Origin of the sequence: Paenibacillus sp. MB22_1 (assembly GCF_047200555.1) — a bacterium.
Lineage (GTDB): Bacteria > Bacillota > Bacilli > Paenibacillales > Paenibacillaceae > Fontibacillus > Fontibacillus phoenicis.
The window spans coordinates 1,936,307-1,955,172 of sequence record NZ_JBLADV010000001.1; the positions used below are offsets into that span (position 1 = coordinate 1,936,307).

The following is an 18,866-nucleotide window of genomic DNA, read 5'->3' on the forward strand; positions in this document are numbered from 1 at the left end:
AGTACTGTTTCATTTTATTCCACTGTTATGGCATGTAATTCGATTCGGCCCGCCTCCACACTGACGGTCAGCGTGGTATCCGCTGCCTCGCCAAGCACGACGCTGAAGCGGCCGACATCACGGCTTGGAGAAAGCGTCATACGCCCTCGCTCAACCCCATCTTGCTTTAGAGTGATCACCGCATCTTCCCGGCAAATCAACTCCAGCGTCGCCGTGTTGCCCGCTTCGATGCCGCAGAACGAATAGGCGGCAAACTCGCCGTCCGTAAGCTCCAGAGCGAGATTTTGCCAGCCGCAGTCAAACCCAAATTTCTTAGGTTGCGGCTCATCCGAGATCGGCACAATTTTCATGCCCGTTTTGGCCCGGTACTTATAAATGTTCCCTTCCGTGCGGCGTCCGCTGAACGAGATGCCTCTGCCTGGCAGCTCATCATAATCCGTGCCGCGAACCCGGCAGCCCGGCTTGCGGAATACCGACGCTGTCACCTCTGGATGGGGAGTGCAGTTCTCAACCTTGATGTTTTCCAAATAAGCATCAAGAATCTGCCGTGCACGCTCATAACTTGGCCGTGCTCCACCTTCGACATAAGCAAGCAGTTCGTCCCAGCCCTCGGGTTTGTTGACCGAATACGGCGAGTTCGCTCGCTCCATCTTCTTCCACGGCCATAAGTTATAACCGATCCCCAGCGACAAGGATAGCGGATACATCGCCGCAAACCACTCCAGTTCGTTCTCCCCGGTCTCGCCGAGCCATAGCGGCTGGTCCAACGCCTCGGACAGCGCCAGAAACTCCTCGTACGCTTCTTTGCCGGGTTTGCAGGCGTACCGATGGAAATGGATCACCATATTGGGATCGTAACGTTTATAAAAAACAGCCGTATTCGTCGCCCAATGATGCCCTTCCACCGAGAGCAGGTGCCGGTCGTCAATCTCCCGAATCGCCGCGATCACTTCCTCATAAAAATCCGCCAGCCGCCGCACGAGAAAATCCTCGTGTTTCCCTTCCATCAAACCGGGGCGAACCGGCTCATTTAACAGGTCGTACCCGCCGACGATCCAGCGGTCCCGATACCGCCGGGCCAGCTCTTTCCACAGCTCGATCGCTTTGTTCCAGTTGTCTTCATCGGTGAACAGGCGAGGGAAGTCGTCAACCGAGTCGTCGATATTGGCTCCGGTCTGTCCGCCCGGCGCACCATGCAAATCCAAGAAGGCGTAGAGGCCAAACTCCTCGCACCAATCCAAACAACGGTCGATCAATGCAAATCCGTCCTCTTTCCAGCGAATGCCCGGTTCATCCTCCATCAGCACTCTCCAATTCAAAGGAATGCGGACCGAGTTATACCCCTGCTCCGCCATCCGCCGAATATCCTCTCGGGTCACATAGTTCTCTCGGAAACGCTTCCATAACTGCTCAGCATAATCCCTTCCGGCCAATTCCTGAATGACGGCCTCAATCCGCCGCGGGCGATCGAACCGGGAGTGATGGGATAACCACATATAACCTTCGCACAAGAGCCAATTGCCCAGTCCCCAGCCCGTCAGCAGGATCTCTTCTCCATCCCCGTTGACGATTTTTGTTCCCTCTGCGCGGAGAAAGCCTTTCACCCGCGAGCGATCCGTTTGTTCGAGCATCGTTCATGTCCTCCCCCTGTAGATCGGTTTGTACGCCAATCATTATAGCACCCTATTCCTGCTTGGGAGGGGAATCCCGATATTTGCGCCATCGACCCGAAAAGTGCACACCTCCTGTCCATACCAAAATCAGATTCTCGCATAAGATGCTAGAAGATTGAAATAAATCTTCGCGGCGTGAAATTGAAGGAGGCTGAACCGTTATGCCAGAGAATGGGGGCAAACAGAAGAAACTAATCATTGAGATTCATTTTAACGATTGGGGAGGAACGCCGGAACGGACAACTCGAAACTGGATTGAGAAAAGGCTGGCTCTGTTCATGACCTGCACGCGAAAAAGCTTGCAGCTGCAAACCTCGCAAGATTTTTCCTGCTATGTCATCTACGATCCCGCCTCCGAGCGAATAATCCGGGAAATCCTCGACCGGTACGTACCTCTGCCTAGAAATATTCAGTTTGTGACGCCAAGGGGTTATTATGCCCATGTTGCCGAAGATATCGCAGGCTATGACTGCTACTACCGGGTGTATCTATCGAGCGACGATATGTACCACAAAGATTTCATCCGCAGACTGCACGCTTATACGCCGAAAAAAAATACAGCCGCATTGGTCCCCCAATACGGCTACATTTACGATTCGGTGCAACACCGGCTGGGCAAATTTTTCTTCTGGCTGCCGAGCTACGGCGCGACAATCCATGATGTCGGGAAGTTTCTGCAAGGTCAGCGGCCGAATTTCAGCTGGCGTGACGCGCTAAAGGTGCCCCATGAGTTTATCCATGTCAAAGAACCGATTTGGATCAATCATATCCATGCTTTAAACACAGGAATGTCCTTTGAAAGAGTAAAAACCTGGAAGACTCCCGGCATCAAAGATGCCATGACGATCGAGCCCTGGTCGGACAGCCAGCGTGCCAAAACCTTCTTTGGCCCGGAAATCGTCAGCCCAAGCGAAATCAAACGGGTGTTGTCCAACTTTTTCTAGTGCCGCTCCACTAAGGGTTCCGGCTTGGCGGTCCGCTTCGAGCGGCACGCCGTCAGTTCAACGTCTTCCCCGTTTTCGATATAAAAAGCCGGACCCTCGTGGTTTTCAATCGACACTTGGTTAAATCGTACGTCCCGCACATTTCCCAGGTAGAACCCGCGCCGTGCCGTCTCCTCGATTCCATCCATCATGGCGGGGCGGCCGGGAACCGCGTCCTTCGCCATGGAAATCTCGATTTGGTCGAAGGTGACTTCGGAAATGTACTGCTCCGCCAACCCGTACAAGAAGCCGGCAGCGGCGTGCACCTCGCGCGCCGTGATGTCGGAGAAATGAATCCGCCGGAACTGCGGAGTTTCCTCCGTAACGGGATAAGGATTTTTGTCCCACACGTATTTCTCCTTGCCGCGTGGACCGCAGAAATAATACAGATTCATAATAAACGGACAGATCACGTTTTCCATGACGAGGTTGCTGACGCGGATATCCTCGACGATACCTCCGCGGCCGCGTCGGGACTTGAGCCGGATGCCGCGGTCCGTGTGCTGGAAGACGCAGTTCGAAATCGTCACGTTCCGGATATTTCCGCTCATCTCGCTCCCGATCACCACCCCGCCGTGACCATGAATCATCGTGCAGTTTGTGATCGTAATGTTCTCACAGGGAACCCGCTCCGCCGTTTCTTCGGTGCCTGCCTTGATCGCGATACAATCGTCCCCGACATCGATATGGCAGTTGCTGATTCGCACATTCGAGCACGATTCCGGGTTAATTCCATCCGTATTGGGGGAATCCGCCGGGTTCAGAATCGATACGTTGTCAATCGTCACGTTGTGGCAGCGAATCGGGTTGACCGTCCAGCTGGGCGAGTCGACCAGCGAAACGTCCCTGATCGTCACCCGCCGGCAGCGGTCGAAGCTGATCAGCTTCGGACGCGGATAGTGCAGCTCCTCCGGACGGTTGCGCTGCTTCTCCCACCAGGGCTGGCCGTTCCCGTTGATGCAGCCGCTCCCCGTGACGGTCACATTCTCGAGATCTTCCCCGTAGATACAGGAGGCATGAACCTCCCGTTGCACCCCTTCCCATCTTGACTTTACGACCGGATAATCATCCGGGTTGGTGCTGAAGGACAACACCGCCCCGGGACTTAACCTAAGCTCGATATGGCTCTTCAGGAAAATCGCTCCGGTCACGAACGTCCCGGCCGGCACGACCACCGTGCCTCCTCCGGCTTCGCTTGCCGCCGTAATCGCGGCCGCGATGGCCGCGGTTGCCGGAACCCCGCTGTCCTTCACCGCACCATAATCAACGATATTATATGTGCACATCCGCGGGATCCTCCATTCTGCTGAGGAACATTTCCATTTGGGTGCAGGCCATCACAAACGCGCCAACCCCGTGCAGATCGTTTTTCACTTTCGGGCGCGCAGCGTAATGGTCATAATCCCCGGCCGATGTGCCGATACAGATATCCGGCAGCACCAAACGGCCTTTATCGTCCCATTCCACCACCCGGGTCAGCCCTTCATATCCCCTCAATGCGGCTTGCCCGGCGTCTTCACCGGCAAGGCCCTGCTGCACCGCCTTCGCCAGGGTGTATACGAACAGGCAGGAGCCTGACGTTTCCAGCCAGTTATCCGGCCGATCGCCTTTGTCGACCACCTGATACCAAAGCCCACTCTCCTTGTCCTGATAACGGATCAGCGCATCCACGAAACTCGATAACGCCCCCGCGAGCTCCTCCCGCCCGGGCTCATCTGCCGGCAGCAAATCGAGGAATTGAGACAACGCCAAACCATACCAGCCCAGCGAGCGGCTCCAAAATTCCGAGGAACAGCCGGTTTCCGGATCCGCCCAAAGCATCCGCCGGCTCTCATCCCAGGCATGGTACAGCAAACCCGTCTTCGCATCGCGCATATGTTTGCGCATCAGCTTCTCCTGGTGCAGCACCTCTGCCCGAAGCCCTGCTTCCCCAAACGCATTCGCATATTTCAGCGAAAATACACCGGCCATATAGAGACCATCCAACCACATCTGATAAGGATACTTATCCTTGTGCCAATAACCGCCCTCGCTCGTGCGGTTCAGCGTCAGCAACAGGTAGCGCAGTTTATCGGCTGCTATCCGGTATTTGGCCTTCCCGGTCCGTTCGTATAACGTGAACAGCAGCAATCCGGCCTGCACGGCATCCAGCTCATCGCGAGCGAACATCAAATTGCCCTGCTCATCCACCCGATCATCCACGTATTGTTGAATGTACTTGATGTACTTCTCATCCTGAACGACCTCCCACAGTTGCTCCATGCCGCACAGAAAGACGCCTTGATGATAATGCCAGCGATGGGCGGGAGGGAGAGTTCCCGCATCCGTGTAAATGTCCATCATCGAATCGCATGCCTTCTTCGCCCATTCCAAGGGAGTGTCTGGACGTTGCCTCATCTTTTCCCAGCTCCTTCCGCTTCGTATTTCATCGCCATGGATCACTCAACCTTTCATCGACCCCAGCAAAGCCCCTTTGGCAAAATGCTTCTGCAGATACGGATACACCAGCAGAATCGGCAGAGTGGCAACCACGATGACCGCCATCTTGATCGTCTGATCCGGCGGCGGTACGGTTCCATCCAGCTCAGCGCTGTGGTCCAGCCCGCTCGCGAGCACGACGATTTGCCGCAGCAGCACCTGGATCGGCCATTTGGCGCTGTCGTTCAGATACAAAATCGCCGACATGTACGTATTCCAATACGTAACCGCATAGAAGAGCGAGATCGTAGCGATCGCCGGCATCGACAGCGGCAGCACGATTTTGAACAAGATGCCAAAGTCGTTGCAGCCATCGATCCGCGCGGACTCCTCCAAGCCCTCCGGAATGTTCTGAAAGAAGTTCTTCAGAATGATCATATTAAACGCGCTGATCGAGGAAGGAATGATCAGTGAGGCGTACGTATCGATCATCCCCAGCTCCTTCACAACCAGAAACGTCGGTATCAACCCACCGTTAAACAGCATCGTAAAGACAACCAGAAAATTGATCGTTCTCCGGCCGTCGAGGTCTTTACGGGCCAACCCGTAAGCCATCAGCGCCGTCAGCAGCATGCTGAACAACGTACCGATCAGCGTGACGCCAATCGAGACGCCCATCGCCTTAAAGATCGTATTCGTTGAAAAAATAAACCGATAAGCCTCCAGACTCCACACTTTGGGAATCAGCACGAATTTGTTCGCCGCCAGCTCTGCGTTTGTCGTAAATGAACCGGCCACGACATGCACGAAGGGCAGCACCGTTATCAACGCAATGATGGCCAGCAGCGTAAAATTGATTGCCGCGTAAATACGGCCGCTGACCGATCGGTCCTCCACCATCAGTAAACGCCCTCCTCCCCGAACTTCTTGGATAGTTTATTGACCAGCATGACCAGGATCAGGCCGATGACGGATTTGAAGAACCCAATCGCCGTGCTGTAGCTGTATTGCCCCTGCCGCAGCCCCGCGGTGTACACATACGTGTCGATAATTTCCGCAACCTGCCGGTTCATCGAATTCAGCAGCAGATAGACATGCTCGAAGCCCAAATCCAGCACATGCCCGATTTTTAAAATAAACAGCGTAATGATCACGCCCCGAATCGACGGAAGCGTAATATGCCACACCTGACGCATCCGGCCGGCTCCGTCCATCCGTGCCGCCTCATACAATCCGGGATCGATGGCCGCCATGCCGGCCAGGTAAATGATCGTCCCCCAGCCGGCCTCCCGCCAAATCACCTGAAGGATGTACATCGGTCGGAACCAGTCGGGATTCAACAGGAAGTTGATCTTTTCAAAGCCGAAGTACACCAGCAGCTCGTTAATAATCCCGCCATCCATCGTCACCATCACGTAGGTAATCGACACGATGATGACCCAGGACATAAAATGCGGCAAGTAAACGAATGTCTGGAACAGCCTTTTGAAGAAGTTCCCTCTCAGTTCGTTTAGCATCAACGCCAGGATGATCGGCACCGGGAAATAGATAAACAAGTTGAGCGCAAACAAAATCACCGTGTTTTTCAAAATGACCATAAAGTCCGGTTCCGTAAACAGCCGCTGAAAATGCTCCAATCCTACCCATTCGCTGCCCCGGATGCCGTTATACGGCTTGTAGTTCTGAAAGGAAATGATCAGCCCGTACATCGGCAAATATTTGAAGATGATGAAATACAGCACGCCGGGCAGCAGCATCACATACAGCCATTTATTTCTCCACAGCCGCTTGCGGAGCTGTGCGGCCTTCGCACGTCTTTCGGGCGGTGGAAGCTTTGGCGCGAGTGAACTAGGAGCTGTTGCGTCTCTCATACGAATCTTCCTCTCTTATCTCGCTGCGTTATATTCCTCGATAATCTTCGAGCCGCCCCGGCTCTTCCATTGCTCGATCGCTTTCTCGAAGCCCGCCTTGTCGATTTGACCGTAAATATATTGATATGTGGCGTCCGTAATCAACTGCTGCAGCTCCACGCCCTTCTCCGCGTAGGTTTGCGAATCCAGCGCCGCCGTAGGGTCAGGCACGCCCACCTTGACGTTCTCCTTGATTAATTCTTCCGCATGGATCCGGCCTGGCAGCGTATTGTAGCTTTCGTACATGCCGTTGGTTTCGGGTTCCCCGATGACGCTGTCCTTAAACGGCTTCACTTCGCGCTCGATCAATTCTTTGTTATCCGCAGCCTTGGCTTTGCCTTCTACGACCGTATAGTGCGTGCCTTCAATGCCCCAGTACATCAAATTGGCTACTTCCGGCGTCATCATCTTGTCAAAGAACGCCAAAATCTTCTTGAGCTCCGCTTCATCCTTCACCGCCGATTTCGGGAACAGAATGATATTGTTGTAGCCCGGAATCATCCACTGGGCGAACTTCCCGTCGGGACCGGCTACCATGCTATGCGTGTCGAGTACGGCGTCCGGCACATTTTTGATCAGATCCTTGTTCAGCGAATCGATGTCCTGCATGGACCCGCCGATATAGAGCCCGGCCTTGCCGCTTGTGAACATATTGACGGCATCGGTTTTGCTGGTCGCTGCAAAGTCCTGGTTAATGTAGCCGTTATCCCGCAGCTTCTTAAAGAAATCCATCGTATCGATATATTGCGGGAACATAAACTCCGGCAGCAGCTGGCCGTCCTTCTCGCCCCAGTTGTTTGGCGTGCCGAACCAAGCGGATACCGTCTTGAACGCTCCGTAGACCAGCTCGTTCCGGTCAGCGATTCCGATCGTATCCTTTTGGCCATTTCCGTCCGGGTCTTGTTCCGTAAACGCCTTGGCCATTTCAAACAATTCGTCCACATTGGCCGGTGCGGACAAGCCTAACTTATCGGCCCAATCTTTGCGGTAAATGATCCCTTGGCGTGCCAGCGGTCTGCCGATATAGAGGGAGTACAGCTTGCCTTCCACCTTCGTATTGTTCAGAATTTCCGGCTTTAATTTGTTCAGGTTCGGGAATTCGCTTAAGTACGGGCCGATTTCCCAAAACTGTCCGTCCTTAATCGCTTCTTTCATTTGAATAAACGTGGTTTGGTTTTTGAGGTAGGTGACTTGAGGCAAGGAGCCCGTGGCAAACGCGGTGTTCAGCTTTTCTTCATAGGTGTCCGCCGGGAAAAACTGATAGTTCAGCTTCGTGTTCGTCAGCTTCTCCAGCTCAGCTTTGATCGTATCCGGCGGCGTCTCCGACGTATTTAACGGCAGCATAATCGTAATTTCCGTTGGTTTCTCCGCCTCTGCGGTTGTGTTCCCGCCGTTGTCAGAAGTAGACGCGGCAGGCTCTGTCGCAGCTGAACTGCCGCCCCCCTTATTGTTAGCGCTTCCACAACCGGCCAGCACAACGCTTAACGATAACAGTGCGGTCAGAATGAGGATGAAGGATCGTTTCTTCATAACCTTTGGACCTCCCATGGTTTGGATTGCTTACTCTTCCACGGTATCGTCATGGCGGCAGTACGGAAACAATCATTTCCTCATAACGGCAGCTGCTAAGCGTTGAACCTGAACTAATGATTATCGGCGTGATAGCGCTTCCTCAAATTCGCGGATTACGGCTTGACCGCCGCTTTGCTTCCACCGCTCAACCTCTTGGCGGAAGCCGTGGGCGTCGATGCGCCCCAGGATATAATTGTAGGTGGCATCGCTAATGATCGTGGACAGCTCCGCACTCTTCTCATCATAAGTCGGCGAGCTGAGCCGAACCGTCGGATCGTCCACCAGGAACGCTTCGTTGTCTTTGCTAAGCTGTTCGGCGATTTGAGTCAAATGCTCTTTTTGCGCGACCTCCATCAAATTGGGGTTACTGATATCGGCGATCATCAGCGAATATAACGGATTCACCTCGTTCACCCGCAGCTGCGACGTTTCTTCCGGCAGAATGACCATCCCGTTCTCCGTCCGGTAGTGCCTGCCTTCGAAGCCATATTTCATTAAATTGGCCACATCCCGATCCATGGTCCGGTCGAAAAACCGCAGCGCATCTCTCAGATCCTCCTCCGTTGGAATCATCTTCTTAGAAAATAGATACAGGCCGTTAAAATTCGGAATCGACCATACTTTATAACCGTACGGACCTTTGATCCGGTTCACCAGCGTAAAATCCGCATCCGGGTTGATGGCCCGCGCTTCAATGGCAAGGCGCTGAACGTCGGTCATACTTCCGATCAAAACGCCCGCCTCGCCGCGGATGAACCGATCCCGTTGCACCTCTTTGCTTGTCAGCGGAAAATCCGAGTTAATCAGCTTCTCGTCGTATAGCTTTTTCATAAAATTCATCGTATTCAGATATTCATCCGTCATAAATTCCGGAATGACCCGGCCATCCTCGATCTTCCAGTTGTTTGGGGTACCGAAATAAGAGCTGAGCGTCTTAAAAATACCGTACACCAGATCGTTCCGATCCACGACGCCAAGCGTGTCCTGCTTCCCATTGCCATCCGGATCCCCATATGTAAACTGCCGTAGCACTTCATAAAGCTCATCCAGCGTTTTGGGCTCCTCCAAACCAAGTCGCTCCAGCCAATCCTTGCGTAAAATGATCCCTTGCCGTGAGGAAGGTCGTTCGGTATAAAGCCCATATATCTTTCCGTCTACAGCCGCCTGATCTAATATGTCCGGATCCAGTTTGCTCAGGTTCGGAAACTCCGCCAAATACGGCCCAATTTCCCAAAAGACGTCGGAGCGGATCGCATTCTTTACCAGATGATAATCAGAAAATTTCACAAAGCTGACCTTGGCAAGGGAGTTTGTGGTTAACCCCGTCATCATTTTGTCGGTATAGACGCCCTCCGGCACCCATCTAAGATCCAGCCGAACATCGGTTAACTCCTCGATCTTGGCTACAATCTCCTTTGATGGCGGCTGAGGAAAATGAAGCGGCACCAAAACGGACAAATAAGGCCGATCAGGATCGGATGCCTGGAGTTGCGTGTTCCGGTTCATACACCCGCTTAGCAAGGAAACCAAGAGTACGAGCACGAGTAAGAGTAGCGCAATCGCGGATAATCCGCGGCCCCCGTCTTTTGTTCTAATCATTGGTCAAAGCCCCCCCAAACCGAAGAATAATACAAAATGATTATTGCCTCACGAGATGATTATTGCTATTATTTGACAGACGTCATACACTTGGAAATAACGACTTTTTAACGATAAGGTCAGGTGCTGAGATTAGTGAAACCTTTAAGCTTCTTAAGCAAACTGATGATTTTTACAATCGCCGTAAGTACGCTGCCCGTCCTGTTCATCGGTACGTTCTCCTATCTGACTTCAACCCGGGAAATCCAAAAAAATGTAAACCGAAGCAAAATTGAGCTAATTTCGCAAATTAACTCCAATGTAGAACGGAAGTTAACAACTGTCAACCAAACGTTAAATCAAGTCGTGAACTCGACCGTACTCAAAAGGGCTCTTCAAAACCCGTTAACTGAAAGCGATTTCAAATTATATAACGACCTGCGTAATGAAATCCGAAACATGCAATCCTTCGACACGAGGCTGGAGGACGTCGTTCTGATTAACCTGCAGCAAGACTGGATGGTGAAGAACTCCGGCTTGTACCGGATGAGCGAATATAAGGACCGTAAAGGCCTTGAACGGTTGATGGACACGCCTAATGACACCACCTGGATGTTAACGCCGTCCTCCTGGTTTTACAGCGAGGAGAATGCGGATTCCGCACCTTGCCATTATAGCATTAGCCTGATCAAGAAGCTGCCGGTCTCCAGCTTGCACAAATACGGGCTGGCGTTGGCTAATTTTCCCGCCTGCAGCCTGCAGGACGTTGTGGCGACGGACATCCAGACGGAGGACATCGTCATTGTCGTAGACGAGCGCGGGCAAATCCTGATGCATCCCGATCCGTCGCAGATCGGGCAGCAGCTGGAGGAGACCGGATGGGAAGATACCTCCCTGCTAGCGGACGAGGCCCAGCCCTCCGGGCAGTTTCAGACAAACATCGGCAAGAAGGCCTATGCCGTCACCTACTTGCGCTCCCAGCTGAACGGATGGATGTATCTCTCGGTAACCTCCATCGGCAGCCTGACCCGGGAAGCAGGAAAAATCGGGCTGTTCACCTTCTATGTCTGCCTATTCATGCTGGTGCTGTCGATCGGGCTGGCTTGGTTTGGTTCGCGTCGGATGTACTCGCCGATTGAACGCCTTCTGCATCTGATCGGCCGGCGCAAAACCGATGTCCGCCGGGGGCATGCCGATGAATTTGAGCTCATTGGCGAGGAGTATCATCGTTTGTTCCAGTCCAAATCGCAGCTCGAAACGGAAGTTCGTCAGCATATCCGACAAGTGCGGGCTTTTTCCTTGATTGAAGCGTACCAAGGGCATTACACCAAAAGCCAATTACTGGAGAAGCTTGAACAATACGGCTACCAGGAGCAGATCCACGCTTGGCGAACGATGGCGGTATTCACCTTAGCCCTGGATTTTACGGAGGATTCGGCCTATGCCAAAAAGGATCTCAACCTGCTTCTGTTCGCCGCGCAAAATATCATCGAGGAACTGCTGGATCCCCAAAGCCGGTTCACTCCCGTGATTATGGATCAGACGATCGTGACGTTGATCGGAAGTCCTGAAGAGGGGCCCGATTCGTTTCGCCAAGCCGTTTATGCCTGGACGGAGAAGCTGCAGCACGAAATCCATCAATGCCTGAAGGTCCATGTCAGCATTGGCTTAAGCCTGCCATTCCAGTCTATCGCGAAGCTGCCCATCGCTTACCGCGAAGGGATGGAAGCATTGAAATATCGAATGAAGCTGGGGACCGGGGTCATTATTCAATACGAGAACCTCAACTCCGGCAAGCATGTCCTGAACGTCAATTACCCGACGCATAAGGAAAGCAAGCTGCTAGACGCCATCAAGCTGGCGGAAACGGAGAAAGCCAAGGAAGTGAACGCGCGGTTGTTTAACTCCTTGTTTAGCCAGGAGCTGTCGCCGCAGGAATATCAAATTCCGCTGACCCGCCTGCTGAACAATCTGCTGGTGATGATGCAGGAAGCGGGGATCGCCTTGCACCAGATCCGGCCTGCAGGCAGCGGCTCATTATTTGAAGAGATGCTGGGGCTGCACACCAAAGCGGAAATCGAGGATTGGTTCTGGACGACGGTCATTCAACCGATGATCCGCATCTTTAATAACCGGCAAAACGCCCAATACCAGAACATTTCGGAGAAGATTATCGATTTGATTCACCACGAGTACGACACGGATCTGACCTTGGAGGCTTGCGCCGCCCGTCTTCATTACAACGCGAACTACATCAGCAGCATTTTCCGGAAAGAAACGGGCTACTCCTTCAGCGAATACCTCACGATGTACCGCTTCAAGATGGCCAAAGAATGGCTGCGCAACACGGAAATGCCCGTCAAGGAGATCGCAGCCAAGCTGAGATACAACAACTCGCAGAACTTTATCCGTTCCTTCCGAAAGGTAGAGGGTATGACGCCGGGGCAGTATCGGGAAGCTGAGTCTGCGCATTCGCCGGGGAACATTCGGAAATCGATTTAAAGCCGCGTGTGCAGTGTTCGTTGGCTGGGGGCTTTTGCAGGATTATCCCGTATGCTAGAGGGGCGTGCCCCTGAATGGAAACACACTCACTGCAGCGGGATCAAAACATACTCTTCATATCCCGCTTCGGTTTTGGAGCTCACTTTTTGGGAGGCCTTATCCTTCGATTCGATATAAAACTGCATGATCTCAAAAGCAACTTCAACCTGTCCCCGATTTCTTTCCGAAGTTAACTTGCGGACCGCGGGAGACAGCAGTTCAGGACATCCGCTCGTACAGAGGACGGTCAACTCAAGCTCCATTCCATGTGAGGCATTCGCAACGATCATGCCAACAAACTCATTTACCACGATCCCGCTGCCCCCTTGAAACCGCGCCAAAAAATCGGGCAGCTTGTCCACGTTATCGGCTGTCAGCACGAAAACCGCTTTCGGTTCGAGCTGAGCCGCATTCATGATCGTCTTCATCGTGTTCTCGTTCGTGAAGTCGTCCAGCACCAAAAAGCGCCGTTCGCTAGTTGCCGATCGCTCTCTCCATAAGGTGAACGCCTTCCGGTAATCAATCACAACTTTATGAAACAGCGGATCGTCTATAGGGGTGTCGAGCAGCACGATCGGCACCCCAAAGCTAAAGTGGATGGAGATGTCCCGGAATACTTCCTGCTTCACTCCGGCCAACAGTACCCCATCCACCTCCCGCTGCCGGATGATCTCTGGATTGGGTCGCTCACCGTCCATCCCCAGCACGAGCAGGTGATAACCTGCCTGCTTGCAGAGCGCTTCCATCCGTTCGGCCAACCTGCCGTAATACAGCTGCTTCCATACCCCGTCCCGCTCGCCGCGGCTAAAGAGCAAGGCTACCATGCCGGATTTACCCCGGACAAGCGAACGTGCCGCAAGACTTGGGATATAATTCAGCTTATTCGCGGCTTCCAACACTCGGCAACGCGTTTCTTCCGTAATTTTCTGGTTGTCTACGTTATTTAAAATGTAGCTGACCGTCGCCACCGAAACCTTCGCTTCACGGGCGATGTCTTTCATCGTTGCTTTTTTCACATCTAACACCTCATCGATTCACTAGCACTCTGGTAGGATGACAGCATATCCCTGAAGGCAACTGCTACTGACTTGTCCCGCATAGAATCAGGAAGTTGAATCATCCTCCCATTCCTCCACATTGAAATGCAGACGAACCGGCTCGGAGGTGTCGAAGCGTCGACTCGTTTTTCTGCGCTCATGGCAACCAAAGCCCCGGGATACCTTCACATCAAACGCCAGATCTCTGGGCAGCAAAAAGCTTCCCTGGTAGAAACCGTCCCGAACTTTCGGGATTTCGAACCCCGCATGGATTTGAGCATCCGCCGGGGTAGACGGAGGAACGGTCACGCTGATTTCGACCTGCACGTGATCGGATAATTCCGGAATCACCTCTATGTTTGCCGTTCCTGTAAGGCCGCCGAATTGAACCGCTACGTCGGCCTTCCCTGAGGCTAGCGGAACAATCAAGCCGTTGGATCCCACCGTCAACACTTCCGGACAGTCCACCTTATATTCCGCCGTGAGTAAACTCATTTCGAAGCCCGTGTCATAGGTCACCTTCGGATACAGCCGAACCCGGTATCCTTCTAGCCCGACTTGCCTTCTCCCGGCCAGCCTCAGGCTGCAAGGGCGTCCAATCTCGCCAAACAGATACATCAGCGGACGATGCAACCGTCTTGCCCAATCGGCTTGGGAGTGGCCTGCCGTCTCGTCGAGCAAAAACATCAAATCCTCGCCCGGCGTAAAGCCGCTTTCGATCATTTCATCCACAAACGCCCGTACGTGACGAGGCATGATAAGCCCTTCCGCTCCTCCGATATCGACCCAAACACGCAACGACGGCGGTTTCACCGGGAAGGAATGGTATACTTTTTGTTCGATCAGCGGCTCCTGTTTGTTCGTACCGTCTCCTTGCTTATTCACCACCGCATGCACCAGAAATGGCGACAGGATCGCCACCTGCCCGAATACGTCCGGCCGGCGAAACGCGATATGATACGAGACAAGTCCCCCCGCGGACGAACCGATGATCGCCGTATGCTCCCGATCCGTCAAAGTACGAAACCTAGCATCGATCATCGGCTTCAGCTCCTCGATGAGAAACCTTTCGTACAACTCCCCCTTACAGGTCGTATGGAAAGCTTCCCGAACTCCCGGATGATTGTGAAAATACTCCGAGCCCCGTTGATCCGAAATGGACGAGACGGCTACGATAATCACTTCTTCCATCCGGCCTTCCCGGCTTAACCGCTCCGCCGTTTGATGCATTTCCCACGAATCTCCCTTCGCGTCGGACGCAAACATATGCTGTCCATCCTGCGCATAAAGCACCGGGTACCGACGATTCTTCGACTCCGCATAAGAAGGGGGCAAATAGACGTAAACCTCCCGCGAATTCCCCAAAAGCTTGGAGTGCACGTTGGCAAGTGTGACGATTTTCGCTCCCATTCCTAGTCACCCCTTCGATAGACAATTTCAACTTAAACGATTAATCTCTATAACTTATACGTTTAAGTTTAAATCGATATTAGGCTAGCTTTTTCGATTTGTCAACGCGATTCCCCACAAAATGAAACAAAAAAAGCTCCTGATTCACCCTAAAGGCAAATCAAAAGCTCTTCTTCGTTAAAATCAATGCGGTCGAGAGGACTCGAACCTCCACGGGGGGTTAGCCCACACGGACCTGAACCGTGCGCGTCTGCCAATTCCGCCACGACCGCATAATCGGTATCGTACAAAATCATATTTTGCAGCGACAAGATAGATCATACCACGTCCAACCCAAAAAAGTCAATGCCCAACTTTCGGATAAGCCCCCTTGATTAAAAATAATCTATTGGGTTATGATAAGAACATAAGTTCGCATAAAGAGGTGTTGACCTATGGCCGTTCCCGGCATTAAGGAAGAGGAACTCGCGCTGATCAAGAGCGCGTTGCTGCTTGGTTTTTTGCAAAAAGTATTTCAAAGGGACGCCCGAATTCTCGAGCAAAGCGGGCTGCTGAAGAGCCCCGAAGCTTACGTTGAACTCATCCGCAACGGCGAGCGGCGAGCGGCGCTGGTTCTCTCGGAAATCCACGGCAATCTCCGCGAGCGGAACATCGCTATCGAACGCATTCACCAGGATGAGAACGGCATTCAGGCGGAATACCGTTGCCGGGGCTATCGCGGAAAGATGAGGATTTTGTGGGCCGGCCTGCAACAGGAGGTATCCTCCCGGATGCGCGCTTATTTGAACGGAACCGCCCAGGCGGCAGGTTCGTCCCGGAGAGAACGCATGGAAAAAGGGAACCTCAAGGCACATCTCCTTCCTTAAGTTCCCCCTTTTCCTTCATATCTTAATCCACCGGCGAAATTCTAGGCTCTTTCGCAGGCTGATAAATGTAATTGCGGTCCAGCTTCACCACGTTGCGGTTCGGTTTGCGGATTAACACATGCGTGTCGTCCCAAGCTACGACGATTCCCCGCACGTCGTTTTCCGGAAGGCCGTCGCGTACGACGCGTATTTTTTCTCCGGACAGCCGGTATTGGTCCAATAATTCATCCGAGATCATCGGATACCCCACCTCCTGGGAATCATTATACAACAGTTGCAGGTCCCGTCCATCCTTCGCCTTAGGGAAATGCAAGAAAAAGCCCCGCCGGCGAACCAGCGGGACTTCGATCATTTTGAATGCTTTAAGCAGCCGGTGCAGCACCGGACAGTATCAGGTCGCTTTGGACCTTGCGCAGGGGATTATCGCGAAGCGTGCTCCCTGCTGTCATTCGTTTCAAACCAGAAATCAAGCACTTTGGCCGACATGACTCTTTGCTCCAAATACCCTACTTGTTGCGGGCTGAACTGTTCCTTCCAAGGCACATCGAGCTCTTGGCACAGCCCGGCTATCGTTAACAATTGCGACCATGCTACATAGCGTTTGTACCAGAAAAACTGGGGATGTTCAAGCATATAGGGATAAAGGTCATCAAACTCGGTATGTTTGCAATCCAGGGCACGTTCAAAAGTTACCTTCGCTTCGGACAATTTCGAAAGAAAAAACTCCGCGTCTACTGCCAATTCTTTCCCCATTCTTTTAGCCTCCTCTCCCTAGTAATCCTCATTATAGCGAAAAAACGGAGGCCTGCAAAGGATTAACCGTAATTTGGCTGCATTTTCTTCGCCCGTTTGTCCTCAGTCAGCGAACGTGATTTGTCCGCCCTCCAACGATGCGATGCGGGCCAGCGTCTCCAGACGGATCCCCTGCTCCCGAATCGCCTGGGCTCCGGGCTGGAAGCATTTCTCGATGACGATTCCCGCTCCAACCAGTTCCGCCCCGGATCTTTCAATAATTCGGATCAATCCCCGGGCTGCGTCGCCATTCGCGATAATATCGTCAATGAACAGCACCCGGTCGTTCTCCCCAAGAAAATCGCGTGACACCAGAATGTCCGTCACGATTCCTTTCGTAAACGAAGGGACACGCTCGCACAGCATGTCCGGCTCGGCCAGCAGCGTTTTCTTCCGCCGCGCAAATACAAGCGGGACGCCTAACTCATAAGCGGTCGCAAACGCCACCGCGATCCCCGACGACTCCACCGTAATGACGCGGGTAACCCCTTGGTCGCGAAACCGTCTGGCAAATTCCTTGCCCATCTCCATCGTCAGTTGCGGATCCACCTGATGATTCAGCAGCCCGTCCAACTTCAGCACTTGGTCCGAGACGATGACCCCTTGCTCGACGATCTTTTGTTTTAACAATTCCATATCATTTCCTCCAAAGATCATGATCTATAGCTTCGTCCAACAAGTCAGATTTCGAGTTCATGCGGGAGCGGTGTGCGGCTGGGCGTAACGGAACGTACGGCCCTTATTTGCCCATTTCCCGGCTATTTCCCGCGCTAACGGAACCTAGAGGCCTTATTGGACCATTTTGACGGTCAATCAGCTGAATTTGTCCCAAATAAGGTCAGCTCGTTCCGTTAGAATCTGAATAGTCCCATTCTCCGGCGAATAACGTCTCTCAGTTCCGTTACATTGACGGCCAGCAAACCTGCCGCGCTCGAAAGATGACTTTTTGGACGACCTATAGGTTTTAAGTCATGTCCAGTTCTTGGACAACATACCTTGTACTATATATAGCACAAGAACCGGGGGGAAAACCATGAAAAATGCCGTAAAAGTTCTGCAGATCGCCTTCACCTACATCGGCACCGTCGTTGGCGCCGGTTTCGCGACGGGACAGGAAATTCTCCAGTTTTTCACCCGGTACGGCAAATGGGGCGTATTGACGATCCTGTTGTCCACGCTGCTGTTCGTTTGGCTTGGCACCAAAATGATGCTGCTCGCTCGAAGCATTAAAGCAGCTTCCTATGAAGACCTAAACCGCCGCTTGTTTGGCGAACGGATCGGCAGTGCGCTCAGCATATTTACGTTGATCGTGCTCATCGGCGTCAACAGCGTGATGCTGGCGGGAGCCGGCTCCGTCTTTATGGAACACTTGGGCTTGCATTATCAGACAGGCCTATGGATCACTTTGATTGCTACCTATTTGCTGCTAGGCCGGGGAATCAACGGAGTGCTGCAGTTAAACTCCATCGTGGTGCCGATGATGCTGATCCTCTCGCTCGCGATCATTATAAATACCGCGGGCTCGCCGGGGGCGGCCCGTTTCCTGACGTTGGAGACGGATACTCCGCTGATCGCAGCTTGGGCGTCGCCGCTGATGTATGCAGCCTTTAACCTGTCCATGGCTCAGGCGGTGCTCGTGCCGATCGGCAGCCATACCGAAAGCCGCCGGGTCATTGTCCTGGGCGGCGTTCTCGGCGGGCTGGGCGTTGGCTTTATGTTAATGGCCGGTCATTTTGCCCTGTCGGCTTACATGCCGGGGATCGTACAATACGAAATCCCGATGGGCAACATTGCCCAGCAGTTGGGGACAACCATCCAACTGATCTATGTCCTGCTCATTTTCATGGAAATCTTCAGCACCTTTGTCGCCGACGTGTATGGGGTGACCCTCCAGCTGCAGCAGCGGGTTCAAGTGCCGCCGATGCTGATTTCGGTTACGATTTTGTGTATCTGTTATATCACCAGCCAATTTGGTTTTAGCTCCCTGCTATCGGTGCTATATCCCGTGTTTGGCTTGTTCAGTTTGATCTGGGCGCTGATACTCGGGTTGTATCGGCAAAAAGAAACCCCCCGGGGTTAACCCCGG

General features: G+C 53.0%; 16 protein-coding genes and 1 tRNA gene. 4 read left to right on the top strand and 13 right to left on the bottom strand.

Annotation, left to right across the window (positions count from 1 at the left end; translation table 11 throughout):
- Nucleotides 1-14: 14 nt before the first annotated feature.
- The gene (locus tag ACL02P_RS09065; RefSeq protein ID WP_412837149.1) at nt 15-1,631 is read right to left on the bottom strand and encodes a glycoside hydrolase family 5 protein; all 1,617 of its coding nucleotides are present in this window, start codon (nt 1,629-1,631) and stop codon (nt 15-17) included.
- 203 nt (nt 1,632-1,834) lie between these two features.
- Here ACL02P_RS09065 and ACL02P_RS09070 point away from each other — a divergent pair, with 203 nt between their 5' ends.
- On the top strand, nt 1,835-2,617 hold the full coding sequence (locus ACL02P_RS09070) for a glycosyltransferase (protein WP_339301986.1): 783 nt from the start codon (nt 1,835-1,837) through the stop codon (nt 2,615-2,617).
- On the opposite strand, the gene ACL02P_RS09075 is transcribed toward ACL02P_RS09070, so the two are convergent.
- The 6 genes from ACL02P_RS09075 to ACL02P_RS09100 all read right to left on the bottom strand — a co-directional run bounded on the left by ACL02P_RS09075 (nt 2,614) and on the right by ACL02P_RS09100 (nt 10,155).
- Nucleotides 2,614-3,942 carry a glycoside hydrolase family 28 protein gene (locus ACL02P_RS09075; protein WP_009222831.1) on the bottom strand — a complete coding sequence of 443 codons (1,329 nt, stop codon included), beginning with the start codon at nt 3,940-3,942 and terminating at the stop codon, nt 2,614-2,616. The genes ACL02P_RS09070 and ACL02P_RS09075 overlap by 4 nt on opposite strands.
- On the bottom strand, nt 3,929-5,053 hold the full coding sequence (locus ACL02P_RS09080) for a glycoside hydrolase family 88/105 protein (protein WP_412837150.1): 1,125 nt from the start codon (nt 5,051-5,053) through the stop codon (nt 3,929-3,931). The genes ACL02P_RS09075 and ACL02P_RS09080 overlap by 14 nt, the downstream gene beginning before the upstream one ends.
- A gap of 45 nt (nt 5,054-5,098) precedes the next feature.
- Nucleotides 5,099-5,974: a carbohydrate ABC transporter permease gene (locus tag ACL02P_RS09085; RefSeq protein ID WP_323076278.1), complete on the bottom strand. Its 876-nt coding sequence runs from the start codon at nt 5,972-5,974 to the stop codon at nt 5,099-5,101.
- On the bottom strand, nt 5,974-6,945 hold the full coding sequence (locus tag ACL02P_RS09090; protein ID WP_009222828.1) for an ABC transporter permease: 972 nt from the start codon (nt 6,943-6,945) through the stop codon (nt 5,974-5,976). The genes ACL02P_RS09085 and ACL02P_RS09090 overlap by 1 nt, the downstream gene beginning before the upstream one ends.
- A 15-nt stretch (nt 6,946-6,960) precedes the next feature.
- A complete protein-coding gene (locus ACL02P_RS09095) occupies nt 6,961-8,514 on the bottom strand; it encodes an extracellular solute-binding protein (RefSeq protein ID WP_260071341.1) in 1,554 nt (517 codons plus the stop codon).
- A gap of 120 nt (nt 8,515-8,634) precedes the next feature.
- Entirely contained in the window at nt 8,635-10,155 is a 1,521-nt protein-coding gene (locus ACL02P_RS09100) for an extracellular solute-binding protein (RefSeq protein WP_260071340.1), read from the bottom strand.
- Nucleotides 10,156-10,290: 135 nt separating this feature from the next.
- Here ACL02P_RS09100 and ACL02P_RS09105 point away from each other — a divergent pair, with 135 nt between their 5' ends.
- Nucleotides 10,291-12,636, top strand: a complete 2,346-nt coding sequence (locus tag ACL02P_RS09105; protein ID WP_412837151.1) for a helix-turn-helix domain-containing protein — start codon at nt 10,291-10,293, stop codon at nt 12,634-12,636.
- A gap of 86 nt (nt 12,637-12,722) precedes the next feature.
- Here the strand turns inward: ACL02P_RS09105 and ACL02P_RS09110 are convergent, their stop codons facing one another.
- From ACL02P_RS09110 to ACL02P_RS09120, 3 genes are all read right to left on the bottom strand, one after another.
- On the bottom strand, nt 12,723-13,691 hold the full coding sequence (locus ACL02P_RS09110) for a LacI family DNA-binding transcriptional regulator (protein ID WP_412837152.1): 969 nt from the start codon (nt 13,689-13,691) through the stop codon (nt 12,723-12,725).
- An 87-nt stretch (nt 13,692-13,778) separates the two neighbouring features.
- A complete protein-coding gene (locus ACL02P_RS09115; RefSeq protein ID WP_323076272.1) occupies nt 13,779-15,122 on the bottom strand; it encodes an alpha/beta hydrolase in 1,344 nt (447 codons plus the stop codon).
- Nucleotides 15,123-15,309: 187 nt separating this feature from the next.
- Nucleotides 15,310-15,394: transfer RNA gene (locus ACL02P_RS09120), tRNA-Leu, on the bottom strand.
- A gap of 162 nt (nt 15,395-15,556) precedes the next feature.
- Here ACL02P_RS09120 and ACL02P_RS09125 point away from each other — a divergent pair.
- Nucleotides 15,557-15,988, top strand: coding sequence for a hypothetical protein (locus ACL02P_RS09125; RefSeq protein ID WP_009222822.1), 432 nt, complete (start codon nt 15,557-15,559; stop codon nt 15,986-15,988).
- A gap of 22 nt (nt 15,989-16,010) precedes the next feature.
- On the opposite strand, the gene ACL02P_RS09130 is transcribed toward ACL02P_RS09125, so the two are convergent.
- From ACL02P_RS09130 to ACL02P_RS09140, 3 genes are all read right to left on the bottom strand, one after another.
- Nucleotides 16,011-16,226 carry a hypothetical protein gene (locus ACL02P_RS09130; RefSeq protein ID WP_009222821.1) on the bottom strand — a complete coding sequence of 72 codons (216 nt, stop codon included), beginning with the start codon at nt 16,224-16,226 and terminating at the stop codon, nt 16,011-16,013.
- Nucleotides 16,227-16,408: 182 nt separating this feature from the next.
- Nucleotides 16,409-16,741, bottom strand: coding sequence for a hypothetical protein (locus tag ACL02P_RS09135; RefSeq protein WP_009222820.1), 333 nt, complete (start codon nt 16,739-16,741; stop codon nt 16,409-16,411).
- Between the two features lie 102 nt (nt 16,742-16,843).
- The gene (locus ACL02P_RS09140) at nt 16,844-17,416 is read right to left on the bottom strand and encodes a xanthine phosphoribosyltransferase (protein ID WP_009222819.1); all 573 of its coding nucleotides are present in this window, start codon (nt 17,414-17,416) and stop codon (nt 16,844-16,846) included.
- 397 nt (nt 17,417-17,813) lie between these two features.
- Here ACL02P_RS09140 and ACL02P_RS09145 point away from each other — a divergent pair, with 397 nt between their 5' ends.
- Nucleotides 17,814-18,860 (top strand): hypothetical protein, encoded by a 1,047-nt coding sequence (locus ACL02P_RS09145; protein ID WP_260071336.1) that lies wholly within the window; start codon nt 17,814-17,816, stop codon nt 18,858-18,860.
- Nucleotides 18,861-18,866 lie beyond the last annotated feature (6 nt).